The following is a 24,889-nucleotide window of genomic DNA, read 5'->3' on the forward strand; positions in this document are numbered from 1 at the left end:
CGGGCGGGGCAATGAACGTGCGTTCGCGCCAGCAAGAGGCCCTGGAGTCCAGGTGATGCGAGACCGACCCCCGGGGTTTCCAGGGGGTGTCCTGAATCCCCATTGCATTTGGCGTAGAGTTGCCGCGTGCCGCGGTGCCAGACATGTGGGCGGCGCTGGGAAGGCTCCCACGCGCCGTGCCCGCCGAACTCACCTGTCGACGGGGCGGGACGTGCGTCGTCCGCCGAGCCCCCTCCACCGCTCATCCCCGGCTACCTCGTCGAAGGGGTGCTGGCGCGCGGCGGCTTCGGCGTGCTGCTGGGCGCCCGGCGTGAGACGGACCAGCAACGCGTGGCCATCAAGCTGGCCCGCACCGGCAATGCCCTGGCCCGCGCGCAGCTCGTCCGGGAGTCGGAGGCGCTGCGCACCCTGGGGCCGCCCACCGTGCCCGCGCTGTACGAGGTGGGCGTGCTCTCCGGAGGCATTCGCTTCCTCGTCATGGAGCACGTCCCGCTGCCCACCCTGGCGGAGCGGCTGGCGCGCGCCGCGGGGCCCGTGCCGGCCCAGGAGCTGGCCGCCCTGGCCCTGTCCGTGGCGGACACGGTGGCCCACGTCCACGCGCGAGGGCTGGCGCACTGCGACTTGAAGCCCGAGCACCTCTTCCTGAACGAGGACGGCGGCGGGCAGGTGCGTGTCTTCGACTTCGGCCTGGTGCGCGGAACCTCTCCCCTGGAGGGCTCGGCCCTGCCCGGTGAGGGCGCGACGACGAGCGACTCGTCTGGCTTCGCCGGCACCGCGGAGTACATGGCGCCGGAGCAGTGCGCGGGAAACTCGGACGTGGACGCGCGCACGGACGTGTACGCGCTGGGTGTGCTGCTCTACGAGATGCTCACCGGTCGGCCGCCCTTCTTCGGCCCCACGCCGGACGTGCTCCAGGCACACCTGGCCCTGCGCCCGCCTCCACCCTCCGACTTCGCGCCCGTGCCTCCGGCGCTGGAGGAAGTCGTGCTGCGGTGTCTGGCCAAGGAGCGCGCGCGCAGACCCGAGGACGCCACGGCGCTCGGCACCGCGCTGCGCGAGGCCTTCACCCACGCGCACCGTCCCCACGAGCCCGTCACGCCCCGGCCCACCGCGCCCGGTGAGCCTCGGCCCGCGCAGGTGCGCCGCTCGGTCGCCGTGCTCTTCCTGACGTCCCGCGCCAACCCCGTCAGCCTGCAGAAGGGGCTCGCTTCCTACGGTGGGCATCTGGCCTTCACGGATGGGCCGCGCATCGCCGCCGTGTTCGACCCGGACGTGGGAGAAAATCCCGTGCGCCGGGCCATGCGCGCCGCGGAGGGACTGGCCGACCGGGGACTCGCCGCAAGCGCCCTGGTGGACGTGTCCGCCGTCACCGTCCAGCGCCGTCCCACCGGCACCCCTCGCTACCTGGGCGCCATCCTCTCCCGCGCGGACCGCTACCCCATTGGCCCGGAGACCCACGGTCTCCTGCTGTCTCCCGCCGCCGCGGAGGCCGTGCCGGAGGTGCCCTGCACGGAGGTGCCCGGCCATCCCGGACTGCTGCGTCCCGCGTCCCCTGGCGCCGCGCCTCGCCCAGACATCACCGTGCTCCAGTTGGGCAGCGAGGTGCTCGTCGGCCGCGAGGCGGAGCTGACCTCGCTGTTGGACAGCGCCCGCGCGGCGGTGGGCGAAGCGGCCCCGACGCTGGTCACCGTCATGGGCGAGCGAGGGCTGGGCAAGAGCCACCTCGCCGCGGCGCTCGCTCGCGAACTCCAGATGCAGTTGCCACTGACTCGCATCTACACCACGCGCTCACGCGAGCCGGTCCAGGGCGACCCGGACGGTACGCTGCGCACGCTCTTGCGCTGCGCGCTCAACGCCTTCGAGAGCGACAACACGGACACGGAGGAGCAGGGCCGCGCGTCCATCATGCAGCGGCTGGGGCCCACGCTCGGCACGGAGCTGTGGCCGGGCGTGGCCGCGACGCTGGGGTGGTATGCGCCGGGCGGGCCGGAGCTGCAGAGCTGGGCGGCGGCGCCGGGTGCGCTGCGCTCCCTGGCCATGCGCGCCACGGGTGAGCTGTTGGCCGCCACCGCACGCGAGCGCTCGCTGTGTCTGGTCATCGACGACGCGCACTTCGCGGAGGAGACGGCGCTGGATGCGCTGGAGTACGCGTGTCTCGCCGAGGCGAGCGTCCCCATCTGGGTGTGTGTGCTGGCGCGCCCGGGGTTCGAGAAGAGCCGGCCACTGTGGGGCACTCGCGCGGCCCGACAGTCCACGGTGACCCTGCGCGCGCTGGGGGCGGAGCAGGCGCAGGAGCTGTGCCGCATGCTCCTCAAGCCGGTGGAGAACGTGCCGGCGCAGGCGGTGGACCGCATCGTCGAGCGCGCCCAGCACGTGCCGCTCTACATGGTGGAGCTGGTGCGCGGCCTCAAGCGCCAGGGACTGGTGCGCCAGCGCGCTCCGGGCGGGAGCTGGTACCTCGTCACGGACGGCGTGGAGAAGGTGCCCGAGCTGCGGCTCGTGGAGTGGCTGGCGGACCGCGAGCTGGGGGCGCTGCCGCCGACGCTGGCCGCGCATGCCCGGCTGTGCGCCCTGCTGGGCACGGACTTCACCGCCGCCACGGCGGAGGGCGTGGTGCGGGAGCTGGAGCGCGACGGCGCGGCCGGTGGCTTCCCGCTGGATGCGGGCCATGCGACGCGCCGGTTGCTCGACTCCGGACTGCTGGTGTCCCACCGCCTGGAAGGACTGAGCTTCCGCAACGAGCTCTTGCGCGACGCGGTCGCCGCCACCCTCCCCGCCGCCGAACGCCAGCGCATCCACCGCGCCGCGTACCGCTACTTCCTGGGCCCCACCGGGGCCAGCGAGCGGCAGCGCCTGCCTCGGCTGGCCCTGCATGCCGCCGCCGCGGACCTGCGCGACGAGGCCGCCGCGCTCTCCATCGACCTGGCCGAGTCCGCACGCGGACGCCACGCGTTCCTCGACGCGGAGGCCATGTACACGCGCGCGTTGGATTTGCTGGAGAGCACAGACGAACTGCGCTGCCTCACCGCGCTGCGAGGACGCGGGCTGATGCGCATCCGCATCGGTCGGTATGACGACTCGCTGGCGGACTTCGCCGCCGCTCGGGAGCGGGCCCAACGGTTGGGTGACACGCGCACGGAGGTGGAGCTGCTGCTCGACGAGGCCATGGCGCTGGACTGGGTGAATGACTATCCCGCCAGCGAGGCTCGCGCGCTGGAGGCACAGGCGAAGGCGGCCCGCGTGGGCTCGGCCTATGTGCAGGGCCGGCTGCTCCTGGCGGTGGGCCGCGCGCTGTTCCGCAAGGGCGAGTGGCAGGAAGCCCGCGAGCCCCTGGAGGCGGCGGCGGAGATTGCCCGGCGCCTGGGCGACGCGGGCTATGAGACACAGGTGGTGTCCCAGTTGCTGCTGGCCGTGATGCTCCCCAACCTGGGCGACATCGACGAGACGGACCGGGTGCTGTCGGAGGTCGTCGCCGCGTGCACCGAGCGTGGCGACCTGTTCCACCTGGGCAGCGCCATCAACAACCGCCGAAACCTGTGGGTGGCTCGCAGGGATTTGGCCAACGCGTTGAAGGACCAGGAGCGCTTCATGCACCTGGGACGCGAGCTGGGCATGGTGGGCTGGGAGTACTTCGCCGAGCACAACCTGGGTGAGCTGCACTACCAGGCGGGAGACGTCGACGCGGCCACGCCGCACATCACCCGGGCCATCACGCTGGAGCGTCGGCACCCGGAGGTGGCGCCACGTCCGTGGGCACTGCTGCTCCAGGCGCGCACCATGGCGTGGCTGGGACGGCAGGCGCGGGCCCGCGAGTTGCTCGCGCAGGTGCGACAGGTGTTGTCGGAGGGCCGCAATGGGGTGGAGCTGAGTCCGTCGGAGGAGGTGCTCTTCGCCATGGTGGAACTGGCCACGCGCGACGCCACGGCGGAGGCATGGCACACGCTGCGGGAGTGGTCCGCCCAGGTGTCCGTGGAGCAGGAGCCGCTCGAGGTGCTGGAGATGATGGGGTTGGCGGCGCTGCGCCGGGGTGAGCGAGAGGAAGCCATCCGCATCCTGACGGACGCGCTTCAGCTCGCCTCACGGCTGCCCAATCTCATGGAAGCGCGCATCCGCCGCTCGCTGGAGCGTGCTCGGGACAACGCCCCTCCGACGTGAAGTGTCCGCTACGCCATGAAGCCCAGCAACTTGAGCGCGCCGATGAGTACGCCCACGAGCGACTCCGCGGCAATCGCTCCCGCCGCCAGCGCGGGCACATTGCGCCCCGTCGCGTGCGGCCAACGCCACCGCGCCACCGCCGCCATCGCTCCACCCAGGCACAGCGTCACCGCGAAGTAGGCGGGCAGGATGAAGCCGATTCCCATCGCCACCGGTGAAGGCATCCACCGCGCCGCCCGACCGCGCGCCAACAGCGTCAAAAGCGCGCCGACACCCGCCGCCACGCCTCCCGCCAGCGCCGCGTTCGGCGGCAGGCCCGCGAGCCCCTTCACCGCCAGCTCCGCCACCGCGCGGAACTGATGTGAGAACGGCGCGGGCAACGCCTCCGAGCCCAATCCATACGCTCGCGTCAGCAGCAGATACGCCGGAACGCTCACCAGCGAACCCGCCAGCACTCCCACCAACTGCGCCCCGAGCATCCTCCGTGGCGAGGCCCCCAGCAGGTGCCCCGCCTTGAGCGCCCACATGCTCACGCCCGTCTGCGCCGCCGCCCCGGACACCACACCGCCCACCGCGATGTTCGGCGCCACCGCCCCAGGCAGCAGCACCCCGGCCGCCACCTGCGAGAGCTGCCCCACCTGCGTCACCGGCGACACATCCACCTGTCCCGCGCCACGCGCGCACACCGCGCACAGCGGCAGCAACACCACCAGCGCCAGCAACACCTGCGGCACGCTCATCCCAAACAGGCCCACGCCCAGCGCCAGCGTCACCACCGCCGCCGCGCCGCCGCACAGCCACGCCCACCGAGGGAGCGTTCCACTCCGCTTCAGTGAGCCCAAATCCTTCGCCGCGCCCCAGAAGTCCCGAGCCTGCGCCGCGAGCGACACCACCGCCGAGCCCACCAGCAACCCCACGCCCGGCCACGTGAGCCAGCCAAGCAGGGAGTCATAGGTCGCGTCCTTCACCGCGCCCGTATTCAAGAGCCACGGCGCGAGCACGCCCCACCCCACCAGCGCCCCGGCCAGCATGCTCAAGCCCAGGTGCAACCCCGCCATCATCCCCACCGCGAGCAGCATGGGGCTCCACGCCAGACCCCACGTCAGCGACGCGGTCGACACCCCGCCCACCGAGCCCGGCGCCGCCACCATACCGGGCAGCTTCTGGAGCACATCGCGCACCGCCGTGATTGCCGCGGACACCCCCGCCGCCACCGCCAACCACACCCCGCGCCCGCGATTCTCCTCGGGCGCAGAGGCATGCATCGCGGTGATGAGCTCCGCCGTGGTGATGCCGGTGGGAAAGGCCAGCGCCTCTTCCTCCATCAACCGCCGCCGCAACAGGTGCGCCGCCAGCACACCGAGCACCCCCAGCGCCACGCTCCACACCGCTACTCCCACGCCGGGCACGTCCAACCCCAGCAGCATCAGCGCGGGCAAAGGCCCCAGGAGCCCCGCGGCCGCCGGCATCGCGCCCACCGACACCGCTGTCACCTGCGTGAGGTTGTTCTCCAGCGGCGTGTACGGCGAGCCGCGCCTGCGAGACACCGCCGCGAGGCCACCGAAGCCCAGCACCGCCGCCGTGACGGAGCCGCTCTCCCACCAGCCCAACTTCAACCCCATGGACACGTTGGTGACAGCCAGGAGCGCGCCGACGACGAGCCCCATCCCCAGCGCACGCGCGGTCCCCTCCCTCGGCTCGCGGACAGGGGACGGTGCTTCATCGGAGACCACCGCCAGACGCGTCTCGCCGGCGACCTCGGGAACAACAGGAGTGGAGGACACGATGGGCTCCAGGGGGCTGCTCATCTGCCCGCCTCCGCTGAACGACCCACCAACTCCCGGAGCTGGGTGAGGTCCAACGGCTTGGAGATTTTCAGGTTGGGCACGTCGCGCAGGAAGGACACCGTGCGCGGGGTGAAGGCGCCGCCCGTCATGAACACCATGCGGCCCGCCTGCTCCGGCACGCTGCGCCCCAGCTCGTGGTACAGGTCCATGCCCGTCATCCCCGGCATCATCACATCGCAGAGGATGAGGTCGAAGCGGCTGCCCTCGTTGAGCAACCTCAGCGCCGCCTGCGCGCTGTTCGCCGTGGCGACCTCATGGTCCGCCGCCAGCGAGCGCTGGAGCGCCAACGTCACGTTCGGCTCGTCATCCACGACGAGGATGCGCGCCCGCGCATTGACGGCCACCACCGCCGTCAGCCTCGGCAACACCTCCAGCTCCCGCGTCGCCGCGCGCAACACCACGCGGAAGGTGCTCCCCTTGCCCGGGTCGCTCTCCGCATGGATGGAGCCGCCCATCGACTCGATGATGCCGTGGCAGATGGACAGCCCCAACCCCGTGCCCACGCCCACGGGCTTCGTGGTGAAGAACGGGTCGAAGATGCGGTCCATCACCTCGGGCGACATCCCCATGCCCGTGTCCCGCACCTCCACCAGCACCCGGCCGCGGTCTCCCGCGCGGATGACGACGCGGATTTCATGCTCGTGCTCCGGCGAGCGGTCCTCCGGAATCGCCTGCGCCGCGTTCAGCAGCAGGTTGAGGAACACCTGGCACAGCCGCGACTCGCTGGCCTCCACCGGGGCCACCGGCTCGAACTCCGTCACCAGCCGCGCGCGGTGGCGGATGACGTTGTCCGCCATCTTGCACGCCAGCTCCACCGCGCGGCGCACGTCCACCGGCATCAGCCGCACTTCCTGCTCGCCGCGCGCGAAGACCTTCAAGTCGCGGACGATGGTGGCGATGCGCTCGGCGCCCTCGGTCGTCTCGCGCACCAACTGCTGGAGCGAGGCGATGGCCGCCGCGGGCACCTGGCTCTCCATCCGCTCCAGCCCCTCGCGCACCAGGTGCAGGTTGACGAGCATGTAGGCCAGCGGGTTGTTGATTTCGTGCGCCACGCCCGCGCCCAGCGTGCCCACCGACGCCAGCCGGTCCGCCACGACGAGGTGCGCCTGGAGCTGCTTTCGCTCCGACGTGTCGCGGTGGACCATGATGTTGGCGATGGTGCGCCCCTCGCTGTCGCGCAGCGGCACGACGACGGATTCGCACCAGCAGGTGGTGCCGTCGTGGCGCTTGAACTCCAGCTCCCCCGTCCACCGCCCCTGCTTCTCCAGCGCGGCGAGCACCATGCCGGTGAGCCGGTCCGGCTCCTCCGGATGCAGCACGCGGAAGAGCGTCTGTCCCAGCGCCTCCGTCTTGTTGCGGCCGAACATCCGCTCCGCGCTGGCGTTCCAGTCGATGATGCCGCCGCCCAAATCGGTAATCACCACGCCGTCGTAGATGCTCTCGAAGATGAGCGCCTGACGGTTCAGCTCCTGCTCGGCCTGCTTGCGCGCGGTGATGTCCATCACCGTGCCCGTCACCCGCGCCGGCATGCCCGACGCGTCGCACAGCACGTCACCCTTGCAGGAAATCCACCGCCACCCGCTGCCCTGCGGCTCGATGCGGTACTCCACATCCACCTGCGTCTTCTTCTCCAGCGCGGTGGACAGGGCCTCCCGCACGCGCGGCAGGTCGCCGGGGTGCACCACCTCCTCCAGCTCCATGGCGCGGCCGGACAGCTTTCCCACCGCCAGCCCCAACAGCCGGTCCACCTGCTCGCTCCACGTCACCCGGCCGCTCTGCGCGTTCCAATCCCAGATGCCCACGCGCGCGGCGGACAACGCCTGCCGCAGCTGCTCCTCACGCTGCTCCAGGAGCTCCCGCTTGGAGAAGCGGAACACCGTGACGGTGCCAATCTGGAGCCGGTCTCCCTCTTGAAGCTCCGCCGTGGCGATGGGAGTGCCGTTGAGCAGCGTGCCGTTGGTCGACTCCAAATCCGTGACGTGGCAGCCCCCGTCGAGCGCGCGGATGATGCGGGCATGCTTTCGCGAGACGCCGTGGTCGTCGATGCGCACCGTGGCTTCGGAGCCTCGGCCGATGATGTGCTCGCCGGGCTCCAGCCGGTACGCCTTGCCGATGGCCGCGGGCGTGGTGGTGCTGATGAGGATGAGGCAGGCACCCGTCGAGGAAGGCGGAGCCAGCGCCATGCCGGCGCAGGTCGTGAGGTCATCCAATGTCGTCATCAAGAGGCCCCCCGGCACCACGCGCCGCTTCCGTCCACCCGACCTGCCCCGACTCGCACGCGTGATGTCACGTCCCGAGAATCCAGCAGTCCCCAGCCACGGCGTCCAACCACCCGGGGTGTTGGGGCGTCCGAGCATTCGCAAGGCAACATCTGCCCCCGCGCACCCCACCCGAGGTGATGGGTGGTGAACGCATGGCGGGGATTGGCGCGACGCGGCGGTCGCTTCGGGCCCGGGGCATGCAGCAGGGCTCCAGGGTGGGTGGTAGGGTGCTGACCACACATGGCGGCCGACTCCGAGAGCACGTTCCGCATCCAGGCACGGGCGGATCTGCATGGCTCCGAGCGAGGTCGTGGCGATGCGGGCCGAGGTGAACGGGGCCCTGGCACGCTTGCGGGCGAGTACATCCTCAAGGCCCTGCTCGCCTCCGGTGGACACGGCAGCGTCTACGAAGCCGAGCACCGGATTCTGGGCCGCCGCGCCGCGGTGAAGGTGCTGCATCCGCACCTGGCGGATCAGGGCGAGATGCTCAAGCGCTTCGTGCGCGAGGCCCGCGTGGTGAACCAGATTCGCCACCCCAACATCGTGGATGTCTATGACTTCGGGCTGATGCCGGACGGCAGCCCCTACTACGTCATGGAGCTGCTCGCGGGCCGGACGCTGGGCCAGGTGGTGCAGGAGCGCGGCCGGCTCTCCGCGTCCCGCGCGCGCGCCTACCTGGAGCCCGTGTGCGGCGCGCTGGAGGCCGCGCACCGCGCCGGCGTCGTCCACCGCGACTTGAAGGCCAGCAACATCCTCGTCGTGGAGGAGGGCGAGAAGCCCCGGGTGAAGCTGCTCGACTTCGGCATCGCCAAGCTGATGCACGCGGAGCCCTCGCAGGAGGGCCTCACCATCGCCGGCCAGCGGCTGGGCACCGCGCACGCCATGGCGCCCGAGCAGTTCCGCGGCTCCACCATTGGCCCGTACACGGACATCTACGCGCTGGGCGTGCTGCTGCACCAGTTGCTCACCGGCCGCTACCCGTTCCTCTGCGAGGACCGGATGGAGCTGGAGCGGCTGCACCTGGAGGCCCCCGCGCCCCGGCCCAGCGCCATCGCGCCGGTGTCCCCCGCCGTGGACGCGGTGGTGCTGCGCTGTCTGGAGAAGGACGCCAGCCGGCGCTTCAGCAGCGTGGGCGCCTTCCTCGCCTCGCTCGCCGACGCCGCGGAGGAGCCCGTGCAGCCCGCGAACCGCTCCCGGCTGGCGCTCGCCGTCCACGCGGAGGTGATGCTGCCCTCCGCCGCCCAGGACGACGACGCGATGTACGCCGTGCTCGCGGATGTGCTGGACGGACTCGAGCAGGGCCTGCGCGGCGGCGGCTTCCTGCTCGCGCTCCAGTCCGGCACCACCCTGCTGGCCGTGCGCCCCCTGGAGAACGGGGCGCCCACGCCGGAGCGCACCGCGTACCTGCGCGAGGCCGAGCGCTCCCTGCGCATCCTCCAGCAGGCCGCGCAGAAGCTCGCCGACCCCGTGGATGCCCGCGTCCACCTGTGCCTGCACCTGGGCCAGGCCGAGACGCGCGGCGACACCGGAGAGTCCGAAGTCGTGGGAGGCCCCGTCACCGACGTGGGCGCCTGGCGACTGCGCGGACCCGAGGGCTTCGCCCTCACCCCCGCGGCGGCCTTGTCCCTGGAATTCCCGGAACCAATCTAGGCCTCCCGGAAATCACAGACATCCGTTGATTCCATTTCATCCAGGACTGCCTGAGTCCTGGACCTTACAGCCTGACTGTTGTGATTCAGCTTCCATGGGAAAATTATTTCCCATGCGGCATGCAAAAGCCTGAAACCCCGGCAAATCTTGTCGAACCCATCAGTTACAGCGGCATTCTTTGGGAGTGCTGAAACAGGTGGGCGGCAAGGTGGTCAGCGAACGCTGACTGCCACACACGGGGGAAAAGCATGCACCGCACACCAGCTTCGCCGTCGCGTCGTCACACCACCGCTCTCCAACTCCACGCCCGGGGATGGCTCGCGGGGCTCCTGAGTCTGGCGCTTGGAACGGGGGCCTGTGGCGTGGGGGTGGAACCGGTGGGAGATGACCTCGGGCACCTGCGACAAGGCCAGCTGTCCACGAATGGCCTGTCGACAAATGGCCTGTCCACGAATGGCCTGTCGACAAATGGCCTGTCCACGAATGGCTTGTCCACGAATGGCCTGTCGACAAATGGCCTGTCCACGAATGGCTTCGTGACCTGGTTCAACCAGGATCCGGCGACGGCGGACTCGGTGATGGCCTACGTGGTGACGTGCGCGGTGCAGGCGGGGGTGGCGCGCCAGTTCACCAATCCGGTGACGGGAATCACACACATGTGGCTCGGAGCGCTGGGGCTGGCGCCGCGCTGGGCCTCGGGGCTGCCGGCGACGGAGGTGGAGCAGCAGGTGGTCTCCGCCTGCCTCGCGGCGCACGCGAACAAGTACGGCCTCCACGTGCCCATCTCCGTGCTGGGCCTCACCACGTCCGAAACGAACGCGCCCATCCCCTACACGGCGGAGGAGCTGGCCACGTACAACCAGCAGGAGGCGTGCTTCTTCGGCAACCTGTTCGACGGCACCGGCGTCTTCGCGGCCAATGACCAGCCCTACCTGTCCGCGGACAAGAGCACCCCGCGCACGTGTGGACTGGCGTCGGGCCCCACGCAGGCGTGCCCTCCCATCACCCACGTGGGCATGTGCGCCACGCTGTGCCAGCCCGCGGTCGTCGGCACCACGCCCCAGCCCTACTACGAGAGCTGCGCGTACAACGGGAAGTCGTACCGCCCCATCACCGCGCGGATTCGCTCGCAGGAAATCTATCGCTGCGGCGACGGCATCTGTCAGTTCACCGAGCGCTGCGGCACGGACACCACCGCGTTGAGCTGCCGCGCGGATTGTGGCACGTGCCCCTGAGGGCGGACCGTTGGTCTTCCACGACACAGTCCGCGCCGGCGTGTCGGGCCCCCGGGCCCCCGCCGGTGGGGACATCCCAATGGGTGGTGTTAATCTCTCCCCATTCCCGAGGTCGGGCCGGACACGGGAGGTGGCATGAACGGTCTTCACGTCCTGGACGCGCCCGAGGGCACGGACATCGCCGGTTACACGGTGGAAGGACTGCTGGGCGCGGGCGGCTGCGGCGTGGTGTATCGGGCCACTCGCGACGGACAGGCCGTGGCGCTCAAGCTCCAGTCGCTGGCGCAGCTGGGCGGCTGGGCCCGGCGCGAGGTGGCCATCCTGACGCGGCTGGCGCACCCCAACGTGGTGGGCTTCCGCGACGGCGGCCTGTTCCCGCCGGAGGCGCCCGAGTGGCTCTATCTGGCGATGGAGTACGTGCGCGGGCGCCCGCTGGCCCAGTGGGTGGAAGAGGAGAACCCCGGGGCACGGAGCGCGGCGCGGCTGGCGCTGGGGATGGCGCGAGGACTGGAGGCCGCGCACGCGGCGCAGGTGCTCCACCGCGACATCAAGGAAGCCAACGTGGTGGTGCGCGAGGAGGACGGCACGCCGGTGTTGATGGACTTCGGCGTGGGGGACTACTCCGGAGCGCCCCGACTGCCGCGCGGCGTGCTGCCCCCCGGAACCCCGCGCTACCGCAGCCCGGAGGCCCTGGCCTTCCGCCGCGAGGGCCGCGACGGCGTGTACCCGGCCACCAGCGCGGATGACCTGTATGCGCTCGGAGTCGTCCTCTACTGGATGCTCACCGCGCGCTACCCCTTCGAGCAGGTCGAGACACCCGAGGGAGAACTGGCCGTCATCCACCACCCTCCGGTGACACCGTACGTGCTCAACCCCCGGGTGCCGTGGGAACTCAGCGAGCTGTGTCTGCGGCTGCTCTCCAAGCAGCCCTGGCGCCGGGGCACCGCGAGAACCTGGTGCGAGGCCCTGGAGACCGCGCTCGCCAGCGCCGACGCGGCGTGGGAGCAGCCGCTGTTCCCGGACGCCGCCGAGCTCCCACCCGACGGCCCAAGCCCGCGGACCCCGTCGCGAGGACGGCGCTCCAGCCACTCCGGGAGGCTGCCCGCGATTCAGACCGTCGAGCCCCTGGCCGAAGCGGAGCCGCCAAGACTCGTGGTCCGGGCGCGGCCGGTGACGCGGACGCGTCGCGCCATCGAGTTACCGCGCGCCCTGCTGGCACTGGGCGTGGGGGTCTGCCTGGTGGGCGGCGTGGGGTGGTGGGCGCGGCGCTGGCTGCCTTCGGTGCTCGCGGTGACGTTGAGCAGTCGCGCGCGAGCGCCGGAGCAGAGCGGGGCCTCCCATCCCCACCTCCGAGAAGCACCCACACCGGCGCGGTGACACGCGGACCTTCCACTCGCCAACGCTGTCGGAGTCCGCCGGGAGCGCGGGCGTCGACTAACCATCTGGACGGGCACCCACCCTCGCGCGGGCCGACATCGGCTCCTTGCCCGACACGGCCCGGCGGTGTTGACTGGGAAGGTCCGCTCCGCCTCCGCGCGCAGCACTCGGGACGGACACCTGACGCCGGGACCGCGACGTGATGACGCTACGAGCCAGGGTGCTGTTGATGTCAGCGGTGGCGCAACGGCGCGGCACGCTGCGCCGCGCCTTCCAGACTCGCGCGGGATTTCCACACGGAGCGGAGCGTCCAGGGACGGACCTCACCCGCGAGGCCGGCGAGTCGGGCAGGCGGTTGGAGGAGACGGTGCGGGAGCGGACCGCGGAGCTGGAGGCCGCCAACGCGAAGCTGTCCCGCAGCCTGGAGCAGCTGCACGCCACCCAGGCTCAGCTGCTCTTCGCGGACCGGCTCATCGCCCTGGGCCGCATCGCCGCGGGTGTCGGGCACGAAATCAACAACCCCCTCGCCTTCATCCTCAGCAACCTGGAGTACATCCACCAGGAGCTCCAGCAGAAGGAGCAGCTCCCCGAGCGCGAGCGCCAGGAGGTGCTGGAGGCGCTGGCGGAGACGCGCGACGGCGCCGAGCGCATCCGCCTCATCGTGCGTGATTTGCAGACGCTGTCGCGCTCGGAGGACGTGGGCAGCGGGCCCTCGGACGTGGGCGCGGTGGTGCGCACGGCGGCGAAGATGGCCATGCATGAGCTGCGGCACCGCGCGCGACTCGTCGTCGAGTGTGACGGCGTGCCGCCCGTGCAGGGCAACGGCTCGCGGCTGGGGCAGGTGTTCCTCAACCTGCTGCTCAACGCGGCGCAGGCCATCGTCCCCGGTCAGGTGGAGGTGAACGAGGTGCGCGTCGTGGCGCGCGAGGCGATGCCCGGCCGCGTCGCCGTCGAGGTGCGAGACACCGGCTGCGGCATCTCCCCCGAGCACCGCGAGCGCATCTTCGACCCGTTCTTCACCACCAAGCCCCTGGGCGTGGGCACCGGCCTGGGCCTCGCGGTGTGCCACGGCATCGTCACGTCCCTGGGCGGCACGCTGACGGTGGAGAGCGCGCCCGGTCAGGGCAGCATCTTCCGCGTCACCCTGCCCGTGGCCGGCGCCTTCGCCCAGCCCCCACGTCAGCTGGACGCGGCGGTTTGAGCGACGCCACCTGGTCGTCGTAGGGCGTCATGCCCTCCATCGGCGGCGCATAGAGGTGCAGTGACACGGCGCCGTGTCGCGACGTGTTGAGGACGCGGTGGATGGTGTCCGACTCCTCGAGCAGCAGGTCTCCCTCCGCCGCGCGCACGGACACGTCGGGCACCAGCCTGTCTCCAGCCCACGCGTAGCGCGTCTCCCGCAGCTCGCCTCGCACCAGCAGGGACACACCCGACGAGCCTCCGTGGTCATGGACGAGCGAGCCCTGGCCCGGGCCCCAGCACACCAGCAGCAGCTCGCACGCCCGCGTCTTCGCCAGCGTCTTGCGCACGTAGCGCGCGGGGTCGAACTCGACGAACGACTCCAGCAGCCTCCAGTCCGGCCGGCTGTCGCGAAGCCTCTCCACCAGCCACGACAGCGAGGGAATGGACCCGCGTCGCTCAGGCAGGGGCCAGCCCAGCAGGCTTCTCGCGTCCGGGACTTCTCCGTCCCAGTCTTCATTGGGGCGCTCGCGCAATGGCTCCTCCCGGCATGTGCGTGGGAGTGTGGACACGCTCTCGTACCGCGACCAGGGGTTGGCATTCGATTGTCCACGCACATCCACGGATGCCGCTGGACGGGAGCAGACATAGGATTGCGGCGTGCAAGTTCAGAGCAGCCCTTGGGACGTGGCCGTGGTGGGGGGCGGGGCCAGCGGAACGTTGTTGGCCATCCACCTCTTGCGGCAAGCACGCGCGCCGTTCCGGATTCTCCTGGTGGAGCGCGGCGGGCGGGTGGGACAGGGGCTTGCCTACTCGACCCGGAGTCAGCGTCACCTGCTCAACGTCCCCGCCTCGCGGATGGGCGCCTTCGCGGACGAGCCCGAGCACTTCCTGCGCTGGCTGCGCCAGGAGACTCCCGACACGGAGGCTGGCGACTTCGTCCCCCGCCTGCGCTACGGCCAGTACCTGGAGGCCGTGCTGAAGGAGACCGTCGCGCGCGCTCCGCCGGGCGTCCAGTTGGAGACGCTGGCAGGCGAGGTGACGTCCACCCGGGAGCATGGCGGACTGGTGACGCTGTCGACGCGGAGCGGCGGAGAGCTCGTCGCGCGGACGGTGGTGCTGGCGCTGGGCAACGCGAGCCCCGCGGACCTGCGCGTGGCGGACGGCGGACTGTATGCGAGCCCGCGTTATCACCGCTCGCCGTGGGCACCGGATGCGCTGGCGGGCATCGGCGAGCACGACGCGGTGCTGCTCATCGGCACGGGCCTCACCATGGTGGACGCCGTGCTGTCGCTGGAGGAGATGGGGCACCAGGGCCCGCTGCACGCGCTGTCGCGGCACGGGCTCCTGCCGCACCGTCATCCGCGCGCGACGGCCCCGGGGACGTATGCGTCGCCCGGCATCCGCGACGTGCTGCGCGCGCTGCGCCACGAGGGACTGCGCGCTCCGGAGCCCTCCCATCCCATCCCCGTGAGGGTGCGCGCGCTCTTGCGCGTCCTCCGCCACGAGGTGCGGCTGGCGACCCAGGCCGGGGCGAGCTGGCGCGCGGTGGTGGACGCGCTGCGGCCCGTGACGGTGCCCCTGTGGCAGCGGCTGGATGACGGGGAGCGCAAGCGCTTCCTGCGGCACCTGCGCGCCTATTGGGACGTGCACCGCCACCGGATGGCGCCGGATGTCGGCGACGGGGTGGAGCGGCTCAGGGCCCAGGGCCGGCTCGCGCTGTCCGCGGCCCGGGTGCGCGGCTTCCAACTGGACGACTCCGGCACGGTGCGGGTGAGCGTGCGGCGCCGGGGCGAGCGGCGGGAGGAGCAGCTCCAGGTCCACCACGTGGTCAACTGCACGGGGCCGGAGGGCTCTGTCACCCGCCATGGCCACCCGCTGCTCAAGCACCTGGCGGAGGCGGGCCGGGTGCGCCCGGATGCGCTCGGCCTGGGCCTGGACACCGACCGCCACGGGGCGCTGCTGGACGCGCGCGGACATGCCGGGGGCCGCCTCTTCACCCTGGGCCCCCTGCGGCGCGGAGAGCTGTGGGAGACCACGGCCGTGCCGGAGATTCGCACCCAGGCCCGTGCCCTGGCCGAACACCTCCTCAAACGCCTGGGCCACGGCTTCGTCGCCCCCCGCCGCAGCGCCGGCTGAGCCCGGACTGGCAGTGAAGCCTATCCAAGGATGGGTGGAAATCCCTGGAGCCGGGGTTTCGTGCGAGGCTTCGGCCCGCGTTACTCCCCCTCATGACTTCTCACCGCTCTCTCGTCACAGTCGCTGGAGGCGTGTTCGCCGTCCTCCTCGCCTGCGCGGGGGGCCTGGCGTACGTGAAGTTGCGCACGGGGCCGCTGGAAGCGCGGCTGGTGCGCGAGGTGAACGAGCTGACGCAGGCGCGGTATGCGCGGCCCTCGCACGCGCATCCGCCGAGGCCGGGCACCTTCGCCCGCCACCTGGAGCCGCTGCTGGATGACGTGTTGCACCTGTACCAGGAGCGACAGAAGTCGGGCACGGGTCCGGACTCCACGCTGGGGCAGTCCTGCCGGGACGTGGCGGACGGGAAGCTGCCGACGTCGGCGCTGTCCTCGGCGTGCGCCGAGACGCTGGAGCGGGCGCGGCCCCTGTTGGAGCAGGTGCTGGCGGCGACCCACGCGGAGGTCGGCGGGCTGCCGCGGAGCCTGGGGGTGCTCGCGCCCTTCACCCAGGCGCGCGCGAACGGCAGGTTCGCGTTGATGTACGTGGTGAACCTGGCCGCGCTGGACACGCGGCTGAAGCTCGCCGAGGGGCGGCCCCTGGCGGCGCTGGACACGTGCCTGGACGCGCTGGCGCTGAGCCGGGAGCTGGAGCTGGGCGGGGGGATGGAGGGGCAGTTGCTCTCCGCCACGGGCCACGGCGTGCTCTACCGGCCGTGCGCGGACGCGCTGGACGCGGCGCCGACGGAGCGCAAGCGGCTGGCGATTTCGCAGCTGGTGAAGCTGGCCGAGGGCTTCGCGCCCTTCTCCATGACGCTGCGGCACGAGTCGGCGCTGGTGCAGCTGGTCCACTTCCGGGGGCTGCTGTCCGACGAGGCCCTGGCCGCGCTGCCTTCGGGCAGTCAGGACTGCGTGCCGCCGGAGCTGCGGGACGCGGAGGCCTCCGACGACGGCCCCCTTGCGGCGCGACGCGCGTGGTGGACGCTGGTGGAGGGCTTCGACGCGCTGACGACCGCGGCGGACCTGCCCACTCCGGCGCGCCGGCGGGCCTTCGCCCTCATGGAAGCCAGCGAGGAGGAAGAGCAACTGGGCTCCATCCACGGGCCCCACGTCGCCACCTACGGCGAGTACGCCGAGCGGCTGGACCTGCGCAAGCTCCAGCACGACGCGCTCATCACCCTGGCGGAGGTCGACCTGGCGCGCGCCGAGCGGGGCCACTGGCCGGAGTCGCCGCCCCGGCACAAGGACTCCTCCTTCGTGCTCGAGACGCTGGGCCCCACGGAGGCCCGGCTCCAGCCGTGCTCGCGCGCCCATGCGGCCCACGGCCTGCGAGTGACCGCGGACCCGCCGCTCACCGCGCGCCAGCCCAAGCCCTGAGCGACGCCAGGACGCCTCCTGGGCCCTCGGGCGGGCAGGCCGGTGTCGGCGGCCTGCTCGGGTGCCCTTCAGGGCCTACCTTCCTGATGGACGCGTCATCGCCCTGGAGGGGGAATGGACCTGCCGCACGCGAGGAGTCCCGGCTGGGATCCGCCGAAGCGCTCCGGGTGTGAAGCGGGGCCGCCATGATGGCGCGCCGCTTCGTCGCGGACTTCGACTCGTCGGCCGCCATGCTGCGCGCGCTCGCGGGCTTCCTGCACGGCCGCGACTTCCCCGCCCTGGGCACGCACCGCCACACGAGCCCGCTGTTCGAGGCGCTGCTCCCCGTCGTCAACCGCCTCCCGGTGCCGAGGCGCGAGGCCGCCTATGTCCGCAGTGGACTGGCCGAGGCCCTCACGCCGCGCGCGCTGACGCACTTCGATGCGGAGGCCCTGTCGCGCTGGGTGGTGGCCCGCTATCCGCGCCAACGCTATCCGGCCGCCGTGGTGGGCTCCTCCAACGGCGCCCTGGTCCACCTGTGCGCGGCGCTGGGCATTCCGTGGCTGCCCCAGACGCAACTGCTCGCCGTGCGTCACGACGGGCGCGTGCCCGTGGACGAGCCGCTCCAGCACCTGGACTTCGCGAGAGAGCCCGCGCGCCATTTGCTGGAGTCCCATCCAGACCTCCAGTTGCACCACACGCACGACGCCAACCACGACCGGCTCCTCTTGCGAGGGCTGACGCACTTCCGGGTGAAGCGACGACGCCTGGGCATCGCCTACGTCCGCTTCCTGGAGGACGTGCTGGAGCCCGGCGCCACCCTCTTCGTGTCCGAGTGCGAGCTGCGCTGGCCGACGCTGCGACAGGGCGAGCGGCACGTCTTCCAGCACGGGGCGCTCGGCGGCGCGAGCCCTGACGAGTACTACCTGGGCGGCCCGCGCGTGGAGGAGTACCTGCGGCGCCAGGGATCGCCGCGTCCGCGCTGGCCCACGCCGCCTCCGGACAGCGACAGCCCGGAAGCGGAGTGGGGTTACGAGCCCGCGCTGAGCGAGGACCTCCAGCGGCTGGCGCGCAAGCGACGCTGGCGACTGCGGCGCATCGTCTATCCGGAGCCGGAGGCGCTCAGCCCGCTGGTGGCGGACCTGTACCGGCACTGGTACCGCGACAGACACATGCCGCTGGGGCGGTTGCTGGTGGAGTCGTCGATTCTGATGGAGCCCTGGTGGGCGCTGCGCGGCGGCGCGGTGCCGTTCTGGATGGTGCTCAACACGCGGCCCTCGGCGCGCGCGCTGGAGCACTACCTGGACGCGTCCGAGCCGTGGGAAGCGCTGTACCTCATGCTCTGCTCCCGAGGCGTGGAGTCCATTGGCCTTGCGCCGCTGCAACGCTGGCGGGAGCTGCTCTCCCGGGGTTTGGACCGGGGTGAGTTCCTGGGCGTGGACGAGCAGGAGTATCCGCGCGACTTCGCCGCCGTCGTCCGCTACCACCCCGCGGTGAAGCAGGCGATGGCCGCGCGCTACCCGATGCCGGAGCGGCTGGACTTGAAGCGCCTGGACGCGTTCCTGCGCCAGCACGGGGACCGCTACCCGGTGCGCTGGGAGGAGGCCGACACGAGCCCGCGCCACTCGAGCGCGGGCGTGTCGTCCTGGATGCACTGAGCTACGCGGCCGACACCGCCACGGAGCCCAGGCCCTCCACGATGAGCCGCACCCGGTCTCCGGGCTGGAGCATGTGCGCGGCCGTGGCGGCGCCCGCCAGGACGATGCTGCCGGCGGGGAGCACCTGGCCGCGCAGCGCGAGCAGCTCGCACAACTGCACCACCGACAGCACCGGGTCCCCGGAGATGGCGTCCGAGCGGGCCGACTGCGCCAGCGCGTCGTTCACCGACATCTTCATCTCCAGCCGCGTCAAATCCAGCGAGCGCGGCGGGTGCTCCTCTTCCCCGAGGACGAACAGCGAGGAGGACGAGTTGTCCGCCACCACGTCCGGCAGGGAGAAGTACTTGAAGTCGCGGTAGCGCGAGTCGAGGATTTCCATCGCGGCGAACACCGACTCGCACGCGTCCAGCGCCTCCTCGCGCGTCACCGTCCCGCGCAGCTCGCGCGCGGTGCGGAAGGCAATCTCCGGCTCGATTTTCGGGTGGATGCCCTGGCCCAGGGCGATGACTCCGTCCGCCGCCACGCGCATCCGGTCCGTGAGGACGCCGTACACGGGCGAGTCCAGGTTCATCTGCCGGCGCTTGGCCTCGGACGTCAGGCCCATCTTCAGGCCGACGACGCGCTCACCGTCGGCGAGGCGCAGTTGGAGGCCCGCCTCCTGGACGGCGTACGCCTCCGGCAGCGTGAGCTTCGGCAGCTCGTTCGTGAGGGGCGGTACCTCGCGCCGCTCTCGCCGCGCGGCGTCGAGGCGTCGGGCCAGCTCCGAGGGGTCCACGGTCTGCGTCATTGCATCCCTCTCCAGGTCGGTTCAGCGCGGACAGACGCGCCGGGCGGCGCAGCAGAGCACGGCCAGGGGTCCCAGGCGAGGCGGCTGATGCGCAGGTTGTCCCGCGTCGGGGTATTAGCCGCGCGCACCGGAAGCACGGGGCTTCCGGGGACTGGATTCACCGGGCCGACGTGCTGCATAACCCCGGTTCCAGCCCCCCGGCCGGGGCGGGCCTCCGAAGCAAGGACTCCCATCATGCGACTCTTCTGGCTCTTCGCGGCAGTGCTTCTTCCGACCTCGGCGGCGTTCGCGGACGAAACCCCAGGGCGGCACACCCACGACGGCTTCTACCTGCGCGGTCAGCTCGGCATCGCCTACACCCACTCCGAGGCGCAGGAGATTGACCTGGCGCTCAAGGGCGCCGGCGCCACCATCAACCTGGAGCTGGGCTACGCGCTCATCGAGAACTTCATCATCTACGGGAAGCTCTTCGGCACCTCCACGCCGAACCCGGACATCCAGTTTGGCGACACCACCATCGAGGGTGACGACGACGGCGACGTGAGCAGCAACTACGCCGCGCTCGGCGTGGGCGCCACGTACTACTTCATGCCCGTCAACCTCTACATCTCCGGCGCGGTGGTGGCCAACCAGCTGAGCATCACCCAGGACGGCGAGCGCGAGGCGGAGACGGACTCCGGCGTCGGCCTGCATTTTGGCCTGGGCAAGGAGTGGTGGGTGAGCAACAACTGGGCGGTGGGCATCGGCGGCGAGGTGGCGCTGGGCCGCATCCGCAGCGACAACGATGATGGGGACGACTGGAACGTCACCCACTTCTCGCTGCTCTTCACCGCCACCTTCAACTGACCGTGGGACGGGTGGCCGTGACGCCGCCGCTTCGCGGAAGTGTCACGGCCCCTCCATCGGCGTGAGTGTGCTCAGGCCTGTTGGTTGAGCCCCGCGGCGATGGCGCGCGCGGCGGAGCGCGGGCTGAAGCGCACCATGAAGGCGGCCAGCCCGTTGAGCGCGCCGTGGATGGCCAGCACCCGCCCGCGCAGCATCGCCTTGTAGGCGTGCTCCACCACGTCCTCGGGCTTCGCCACGCCGGAGCGCTGGAACAGGCGGCTCTTGTCATTGCCCGCCTTCTGCGCGAACTCCGTGTGTGTCGCGCCGGGGCAGGAGCACGTCACCGTCACGCCGGTGCCCTTCAGCTCGTACGCCAGCGCCTCCGACAGCGACACGACGAACGCCTTCGTCGCGTAGTACGTGGACATGTAGGGCCCGGCCTGGAAGGCGGCGGTGGAGGCCACGTTGAGGATGCGCCCGTGGCCGCGCTCACGCATGGGTCGGGCGAACAGGTGCGTGAGCGTCAGGAGCGCGGTGCAATTCACCTGCACCATCTCCGCCTCGCGTTTCACGTCCTGGTCCAGGAAGGGGCCCGAGGAGCCGAAGCCCGCGTTGTTGACGAGGAACTCCACCTCCAGCCCGCGCTCGGCCACCTGCGCGAAGAGCTGCTCGGGCGCGTCCGGCTGGGACAGGTCCGTGGGCAGCACGTGGGCCTTCACCCCGTGCTCCTTCTCCAGCGTCGCGGCGAGCGCTTCCAGCCGCGCCGCTCCGCGCGCGACGAGGATGACGTCGTGCCCGTCCCGGGCGAAGCGCCGCGCGAAATCCACTCCGAGGCCAGCCGAGGCTCCGGTGATGAGGGCCACCTTGCGTGACATGTTTTTTCCTCCCAGCGCCTTTATAGCCGAGCGCGGGAGGACTCACGCGGTGCTCTCGTGCCGGGGGAGGCTGACCTCGAAGCGGCTGCCCATGTCCGGCTCGCTGCGCACGCCGATTTCGCCGCCGTGGGCCTCGACAATCTGCCGGGTGATGTAGAGCCCCAGGCCCAGTCCCCCGTAGTGGCGCTCGCTGACGGCGCGGCCAAAGCGCTCGAAGATGTGCGACTGGTACTCCCGCGCGATGCCGATGCCCGAGTCCTCCACGCGCAAGAGCACCCGGTCCGCCTCTCCCCGGAGCGCGATGTGCACGGGCTGGCCCGCGCCGTACTTCAGCGCGTTGGCGAGCAGGTTCGTGAGCACCTGCTCCAGGCGGACACGGTCCCAGTGCCCGCGCAGGTCGCCCTGGAGGGACAGCGACACGGGGCTTCCGGCCTGACTCGCGGGGACCGCCAGCCGGTCCTTCACCTCGCGCGCCACGGCCTCCAGATTCACGTCCTCGCGATGCAGCGTCAGCCTACCGCTGGACAGGCGCGACACGTCGAGCAGTCCGTGGACGAGCCCCGACAGCTTGTCTACCTGGCGCTGCACGACGTCGAGCTGCGAGACGACCAGCGGCGTGGGGAGGAAGGGCCGGTCCTTGCGCGTCTGCCGCCGCAGCCACTGCAGGCGCAGTTGGAGCGGGGTGAGGGGTGTCTTCAGCTCGTGACTGGCCACGGCGAGGAACTCGTCGCGCAGGCGCACGGAGCGGCGCGCCTCGCGGTACAGCCGGGCGTTGTCCACGAGGAGCGCGGCGCGGCGGGCCAGGTCCTGCGCCGTCTCCAAATCCGTCGGGTTGTAGTGGCGCGAGGGGCGCACCGCGAGGAAGGTGAGCGCGCCCAGTGAGCGGCCTCGCGCGAGCAGCGGCACGGCGAGGATTTCGTGGAAGCCCACCTCGCGCATCGTCTCGAAGTGGGCCTCGCTCACGGAGACGGCGCGCAGCCACGCGTCGTCGATGTTGTCCACGAGCAGGGACTCGGCCTGACGGGCCACGCGGGTGGTGGGGTGCGCGCTGCCCTCGGGCCCGGGAGGAAAGTCCCGCACGCGCCGGGCGAGCGCGTCCAGGCCGGGTTCGGCGTGCGCCACCGACGTGCGCTGCACGGTGCCCGACTCGTCCACGATGTCGACGAAGCACCAGTCCGCGAGGATGGGCACGCAGAGCCGGGCCAGCGTGTCGAGCGTGGCCTTCGGGTCCAGCGAGGATGACGCCAGGAGGCGACTGGCGTCGGCGAGGAAGGCCGCGCGCTGCTCGGCGGCCTCCGCTTCCGAGCGTGCCTGCTGCTCCTCACGCAACAGGCGCGCGGACTCCAGCGCCAGTCCCGCCAGCCGGGCGAGTCGATGCAGGGCCAACTCGTCCTCGCGACTGAAGTCGCCCACCTCCCGGTCGAAGAGGTAGAGCACGCCGGCGTCCGAGGGCAGCGAGGCGGATATTCGGCCGCGGGGCTCCGCGCGCGCGCTGCGACGCTCCCTCGCCGTGCGACCCGGCTCGTCGCTGGAGGGCACCGCGTAGCCACCCCAGACCTCGTAGGCCCGTGAGAGCGACGTGACGCTCGCCCCCCGCGTCTTCCCGACGGTGGGCGTCATCACCACGGTCGCCTGGTGGGCGCGCGTCAGACGGCGGGCGATCTCCACGAGCACGGCGAGCGCCTCTTCGACGGTCGCGGCCGACAGGAGCTGCCTCGAGTCCGCATCCTCCGCCGCGCGAGCCTCTTCCAGCGACATGGGCGCGACAGGTTCCATCGGCATGTTCGACTCCCCTTGGGTTCAACCCCGTCCGGCCCCTCACCCCCTCCGGCCACCCGTGGGCCTTCACTGCTCCCCTGCCCTCCGGACAGCCTGGGCCGTCAGGCGTTTGACGCGAGCGGACGACATGGTGGGGTGCGCCTGCCGTGATGCTGGTGACGGCTCCGTCGGTTGCGTACATTGCGCGCCGTTCGACCGGGGTTCCCGCGGTCCCCCTCCCTCTCGGCAACCGAGGAGGCGGGCGCCCGTGAGCGACTCGTGGTGCGGGCACGCACGGAGGGTCCAGCCATGGAGAAGGTGCTCAACTACATCGGTGGGGAGCTGCTGCCCGCCCGCGGTGGCCAGTGGCTGGACAAGCCGGAGCCCGCGACGGGGAAGACGTACGCCCAGGTGCCCGACTCGGACGCGACGGATATCCAGCACGCGGTGGAGGCCGCCACGCGCGCCTTCCCGGCCTGGTCCGCCACGCCCGCCGCCGAGCGCTCCCGCCTGATTCGTCGCCTGGCCGACGCCATCCGGGGCCGCCTGGCCGACTTCGCCCGCGCGGAGTCCATCGACTCCGGCAAGCCGCTGTCCGTGGCGTCGAGCGTGGACATTCCGCGCAGCATCCTCAACTTCGAGTTCTTCGCGGACGCGGTGACGCAGTTCTCCAGTGAGGCGCACGCCACCGACGGCGTGGCGCTCAACTACACGCTGCGCTCTCCGTTGGGCGTGGTGGGCTGCATCTCCCCGTGGAACCTGCCGCTGTACCTGCTGACGTGGAAGCTCGCGCCCGCGCTGGCCATCGGCAACTGCGTGGTGGCCAAGCCCTCCGAAGTCACACCGATGACGGCGTATCTCCTGTCCCAGGTCTGCCGCGAAGTGGGCCTGCCGCCGGGCGTGCTCAACGTCGTCCATGGCCTGGGCCCCAAGGTGGGCGCCGCCATGAGCCAGCATCCGGACATCGCCGCCATCTCCTTCACGGGCAGCACCCGCGTGGGCTCGGAGATTGCGCGCGTGGCGGCGCCCCACTTCAAGAAGCTGTCGCTGGAGATGGGCGGGAAGAACCCCAACGTCATCTTCGAGGACTGCGACTTCGAGGAGGCGCTGGCGACGACGGTGCGCTCGTCGTTCTCCAACCAGGGGCAAATCTGTCTGTGCGGCCCGCGCATCTTCGTGCAGCGCCCCCTCTACGAGCGCTTCAGGGACGCGCTGGTGGCGCGCACGCGGGCGCTGAAGGTCGGCGACCCGCTGGAGGCCGGCACCGAGCAGGGCGCGCTGGTGTCACAGCAGCACTTCGACAAGGTGATGGGCTACATCGACCTGGCGAAGCAGGAGGGCGGGCGCATCCTCGCGGGAGGCCGGCGCGCGAGCCTGTCCGGCCGCTGCCGCGAGGGCTGGTTCGTGGAGCCCACGCTCATCGAGGGCCTGGACGCGGCGTGCCGCACCAACCAGGAAGAAATCTTCGGACCTGTGGCCAGCATCATCCCCTTCGACCAGGAGGACGAGGTGCTCGCGTGGGCCAACTCCACGAAGTACGGCCTGGCGGCCAGCGTGTGGACGAAGGACGTGACGCGGGCGCACCGCTTCGCGTCCCGACTGCACAGCGGCATCGTCTGGGTGAACTGCTGGATGCTGCGAGACCTGCGCACGCCGTTCGGCGGAGTGAAGGACTCGGGCGTGGGACGCGAGGGCGGGTGGGAAGCGCTGCGCTTCTTCACCGAGCCGAAGAACGTGTGCATCAAGCTGTGA

The 24,889-nt window shown here is 71.5% G+C and carries 16 protein-coding genes; 10 read left to right on the plus strand and 6 right to left on the minus strand.

Features of this window, described 5'->3' with window-relative positions; translation table 11 throughout:
* Window positions 1-126 precede the first annotated feature (126 nt).
* On the plus strand, window positions 127-4,155 hold the full coding sequence (locus HUA76_RS01690) for a serine/threonine-protein kinase PknK (protein ID WP_141647414.1): 4,029 nt from the start codon (window positions 127-129) through the stop codon (window positions 4,153-4,155).
* Between the two features lie 8 nt (window positions 4,156-4,163).
* Here HUA76_RS01690 and HUA76_RS01695 read toward each other — a convergent pair whose 3' ends face one another.
* Window positions 4,164-5,963, minus strand: coding sequence for an OPT family oligopeptide transporter (locus tag HUA76_RS01695; protein ID WP_174459802.1), 1,800 nt, complete (start codon window positions 5,961-5,963; stop codon window positions 4,164-4,166).
* On the minus strand, window positions 5,960-8,221 hold the full coding sequence (locus HUA76_RS01700) for a PAS domain S-box protein (protein ID WP_141647412.1): 2,262 nt from the start codon (window positions 8,219-8,221) through the stop codon (window positions 5,960-5,962). Before HUA76_RS01700 ends, HUA76_RS01695 begins: the two co-directional genes overlap by 4 nt.
* Window positions 8,222-8,503: 282 nt before the next feature.
* On the opposite strand from HUA76_RS01700, the gene HUA76_RS01705 reads away from it, so the two are divergent.
* From HUA76_RS01705 to HUA76_RS01720, 4 genes are all read left to right on the plus strand, one after another.
* Window positions 8,504-9,913, plus strand: coding sequence for a serine/threonine-protein kinase (locus HUA76_RS01705; RefSeq protein ID WP_141647411.1), 1,410 nt, complete (start codon window positions 8,504-8,506; stop codon window positions 9,911-9,913).
* 248 nt (window positions 9,914-10,161) lie between these two features.
* Complete coding sequence (locus HUA76_RS01710; RefSeq protein ID WP_174454457.1) at window positions 10,162-11,148, plus strand: hypothetical protein; 987 nt, start codon at window positions 10,162-10,164, stop codon at window positions 11,146-11,148.
* Window positions 11,149-11,283: 135 nt separating this feature from the next.
* Complete coding sequence (locus HUA76_RS01715) at window positions 11,284-12,525, plus strand: serine/threonine-protein kinase (RefSeq protein ID WP_174459803.1); 1,242 nt, start codon at window positions 11,284-11,286, stop codon at window positions 12,523-12,525.
* Window positions 12,526-12,727: 202 nt separating this feature from the next.
* A complete protein-coding gene (locus tag HUA76_RS01720; protein WP_174454839.1) occupies window positions 12,728-13,726 on the plus strand; it encodes a sensor histidine kinase in 999 nt (332 codons plus the stop codon).
* Here HUA76_RS01720 and HUA76_RS01725 read toward each other — a convergent pair.
* Window positions 13,665-14,240, minus strand: a complete 576-nt coding sequence (locus tag HUA76_RS01725; protein ID WP_174459804.1) for a cysteine dioxygenase family protein — start codon at window positions 14,238-14,240, stop codon at window positions 13,665-13,667. The genes HUA76_RS01720 and HUA76_RS01725 overlap by 62 nt on opposite strands.
* Before the next feature lie 124 nt (window positions 14,241-14,364).
* Here HUA76_RS01725 and HUA76_RS01730 point away from each other — a divergent pair, with 124 nt between their 5' ends.
* From HUA76_RS01730 to HUA76_RS01740, 3 genes are all read left to right on the plus strand, one after another.
* A complete protein-coding gene (locus HUA76_RS01730) occupies window positions 14,365-15,843 on the plus strand; it encodes an FAD/NAD(P)-binding protein (protein ID WP_174459805.1) in 1,479 nt (492 codons plus the stop codon).
* Between the two features lie 131 nt (window positions 15,844-15,974).
* Complete coding sequence (locus HUA76_RS01735) at window positions 15,975-17,255, plus strand: hypothetical protein (protein ID WP_174459806.1); 1,281 nt, start codon at window positions 15,975-15,977, stop codon at window positions 17,253-17,255.
* A gap of 185 nt (window positions 17,256-17,440) precedes the next feature.
* A complete protein-coding gene (locus tag HUA76_RS01740; RefSeq protein ID WP_174459807.1) occupies window positions 17,441-18,892 on the plus strand; it encodes a hypothetical protein in 1,452 nt (483 codons plus the stop codon).
* 1 nt (window position 18,893) lies between these two features.
* Here HUA76_RS01740 and HUA76_RS01745 read toward each other — a convergent pair whose 3' ends face one another.
* Window positions 18,894-19,679 carry a 2-keto-4-pentenoate hydratase gene (locus HUA76_RS01745; protein ID WP_174459808.1) on the minus strand — a complete coding sequence of 262 codons (786 nt, stop codon included), beginning with the start codon at window positions 19,677-19,679 and terminating at the stop codon, window positions 18,894-18,896.
* A 234-nt stretch (window positions 19,680-19,913) separates the two neighbouring features.
* Here HUA76_RS01745 and HUA76_RS01750 point away from each other — a divergent pair, with 234 nt between their 5' ends.
* Entirely contained in the window at window positions 19,914-20,525 is a 612-nt protein-coding gene (locus HUA76_RS01750; protein WP_174454450.1) for an outer membrane beta-barrel protein, read from the plus strand.
* Window positions 20,526-20,596: 71 nt separating this feature from the next.
* Here HUA76_RS01750 and HUA76_RS01755 read toward each other — a convergent pair whose 3' ends face one another.
* Both HUA76_RS01755 and HUA76_RS01760 read right to left on the minus strand, forming a co-directional pair.
* A complete protein-coding gene (locus HUA76_RS01755) occupies window positions 20,597-21,379 on the minus strand; it encodes an SDR family oxidoreductase (protein WP_174459809.1) in 783 nt (260 codons plus the stop codon).
* 42 nt (window positions 21,380-21,421) lie between these two features.
* The gene (locus tag HUA76_RS01760) at window positions 21,422-23,161 is read right to left on the minus strand and encodes a HAMP domain-containing sensor histidine kinase (RefSeq protein WP_174459810.1); all 1,740 of its coding nucleotides are present in this window, start codon (window positions 23,159-23,161) and stop codon (window positions 21,422-21,424) included.
* 285 nt (window positions 23,162-23,446) lie between these two features.
* On the opposite strand from HUA76_RS01760, the gene HUA76_RS01765 reads away from it, so the two are divergent.
* Entirely contained in the window at window positions 23,447-24,889 is a 1,443-nt protein-coding gene (locus HUA76_RS01765) for an aldehyde dehydrogenase (protein WP_174459811.1), read from the plus strand.

The sequence above is a fragment of the Myxococcus sp. CA056 genome (assembly GCF_013336715.1).
Taxonomy (GTDB): Bacteria; Myxococcota; Myxococcia; order Myxococcales; family Myxococcaceae; genus Myxococcus; species Myxococcus llanfairpwllgwyngyllgogerychwyrndrobwllllantysiliogogogochensis.

Bases quoted from the DNA above. Each gene is read 5' to 3' on its own strand.
- HUA76_RS01695 (WP_174459802.1), bottom strand. From the start codon at position 5,963: ATGAGCAGCCCCCTGGAGCCCATCGTGTCCTCCACTCCTGTTGTTCCC.
- HUA76_RS01700 (WP_141647412.1), bottom strand. From the start codon at position 8,221: ATGACGACATTGGATGACCTCACGACCTGCGCCGGCATGGCGCTGGCT.
- HUA76_RS01705 (WP_141647411.1), top strand. From the start codon at position 8,504: ATGGCGGCCGACTCCGAGAGCACGTTCCGCATCCAGGCACGGGCGGAT.
- HUA76_RS01710 (WP_174454457.1), top strand. From the start codon at position 10,162: ATGCACCGCACACCAGCTTCGCCGTCGCGTCGTCACACCACCGCTCTC.
- HUA76_RS01715 (WP_174459803.1), top strand. From the start codon at position 11,284: ATGAACGGTCTTCACGTCCTGGACGCGCCCGAGGGCACGGACATCGCC.
- HUA76_RS01720 (WP_174454839.1), top strand. From the start codon at position 12,728: ATGACGCTACGAGCCAGGGTGCTGTTGATGTCAGCGGTGGCGCAACGG.
- HUA76_RS01740 (WP_174459807.1), top strand. From the start codon at position 17,441: ATGATGGCGCGCCGCTTCGTCGCGGACTTCGACTCGTCGGCCGCCATG.
- HUA76_RS01745 (WP_174459808.1), bottom strand. From the start codon at position 19,679: ATGACGCAGACCGTGGACCCCTCGGAGCTGGCCCGACGCCTCGACGCC.
- HUA76_RS01750 (WP_174454450.1), top strand. From the start codon at position 19,914: ATGCGACTCTTCTGGCTCTTCGCGGCAGTGCTTCTTCCGACCTCGGCG.
- HUA76_RS01755 (WP_174459809.1), bottom strand. From the start codon at position 21,379: ATGTCACGCAAGGTGGCCCTCATCACCGGAGCCTCGGCTGGCCTCGGA.
- HUA76_RS01760 (WP_174459810.1), bottom strand. From the start codon at position 23,161: ATGCCGATGGAACCTGTCGCGCCCATGTCGCTGGAAGAGGCTCGCGCG.
- HUA76_RS01765 (WP_174459811.1), top strand. From the start codon at position 23,447: ATGGAGAAGGTGCTCAACTACATCGGTGGGGAGCTGCTGCCCGCCCGC.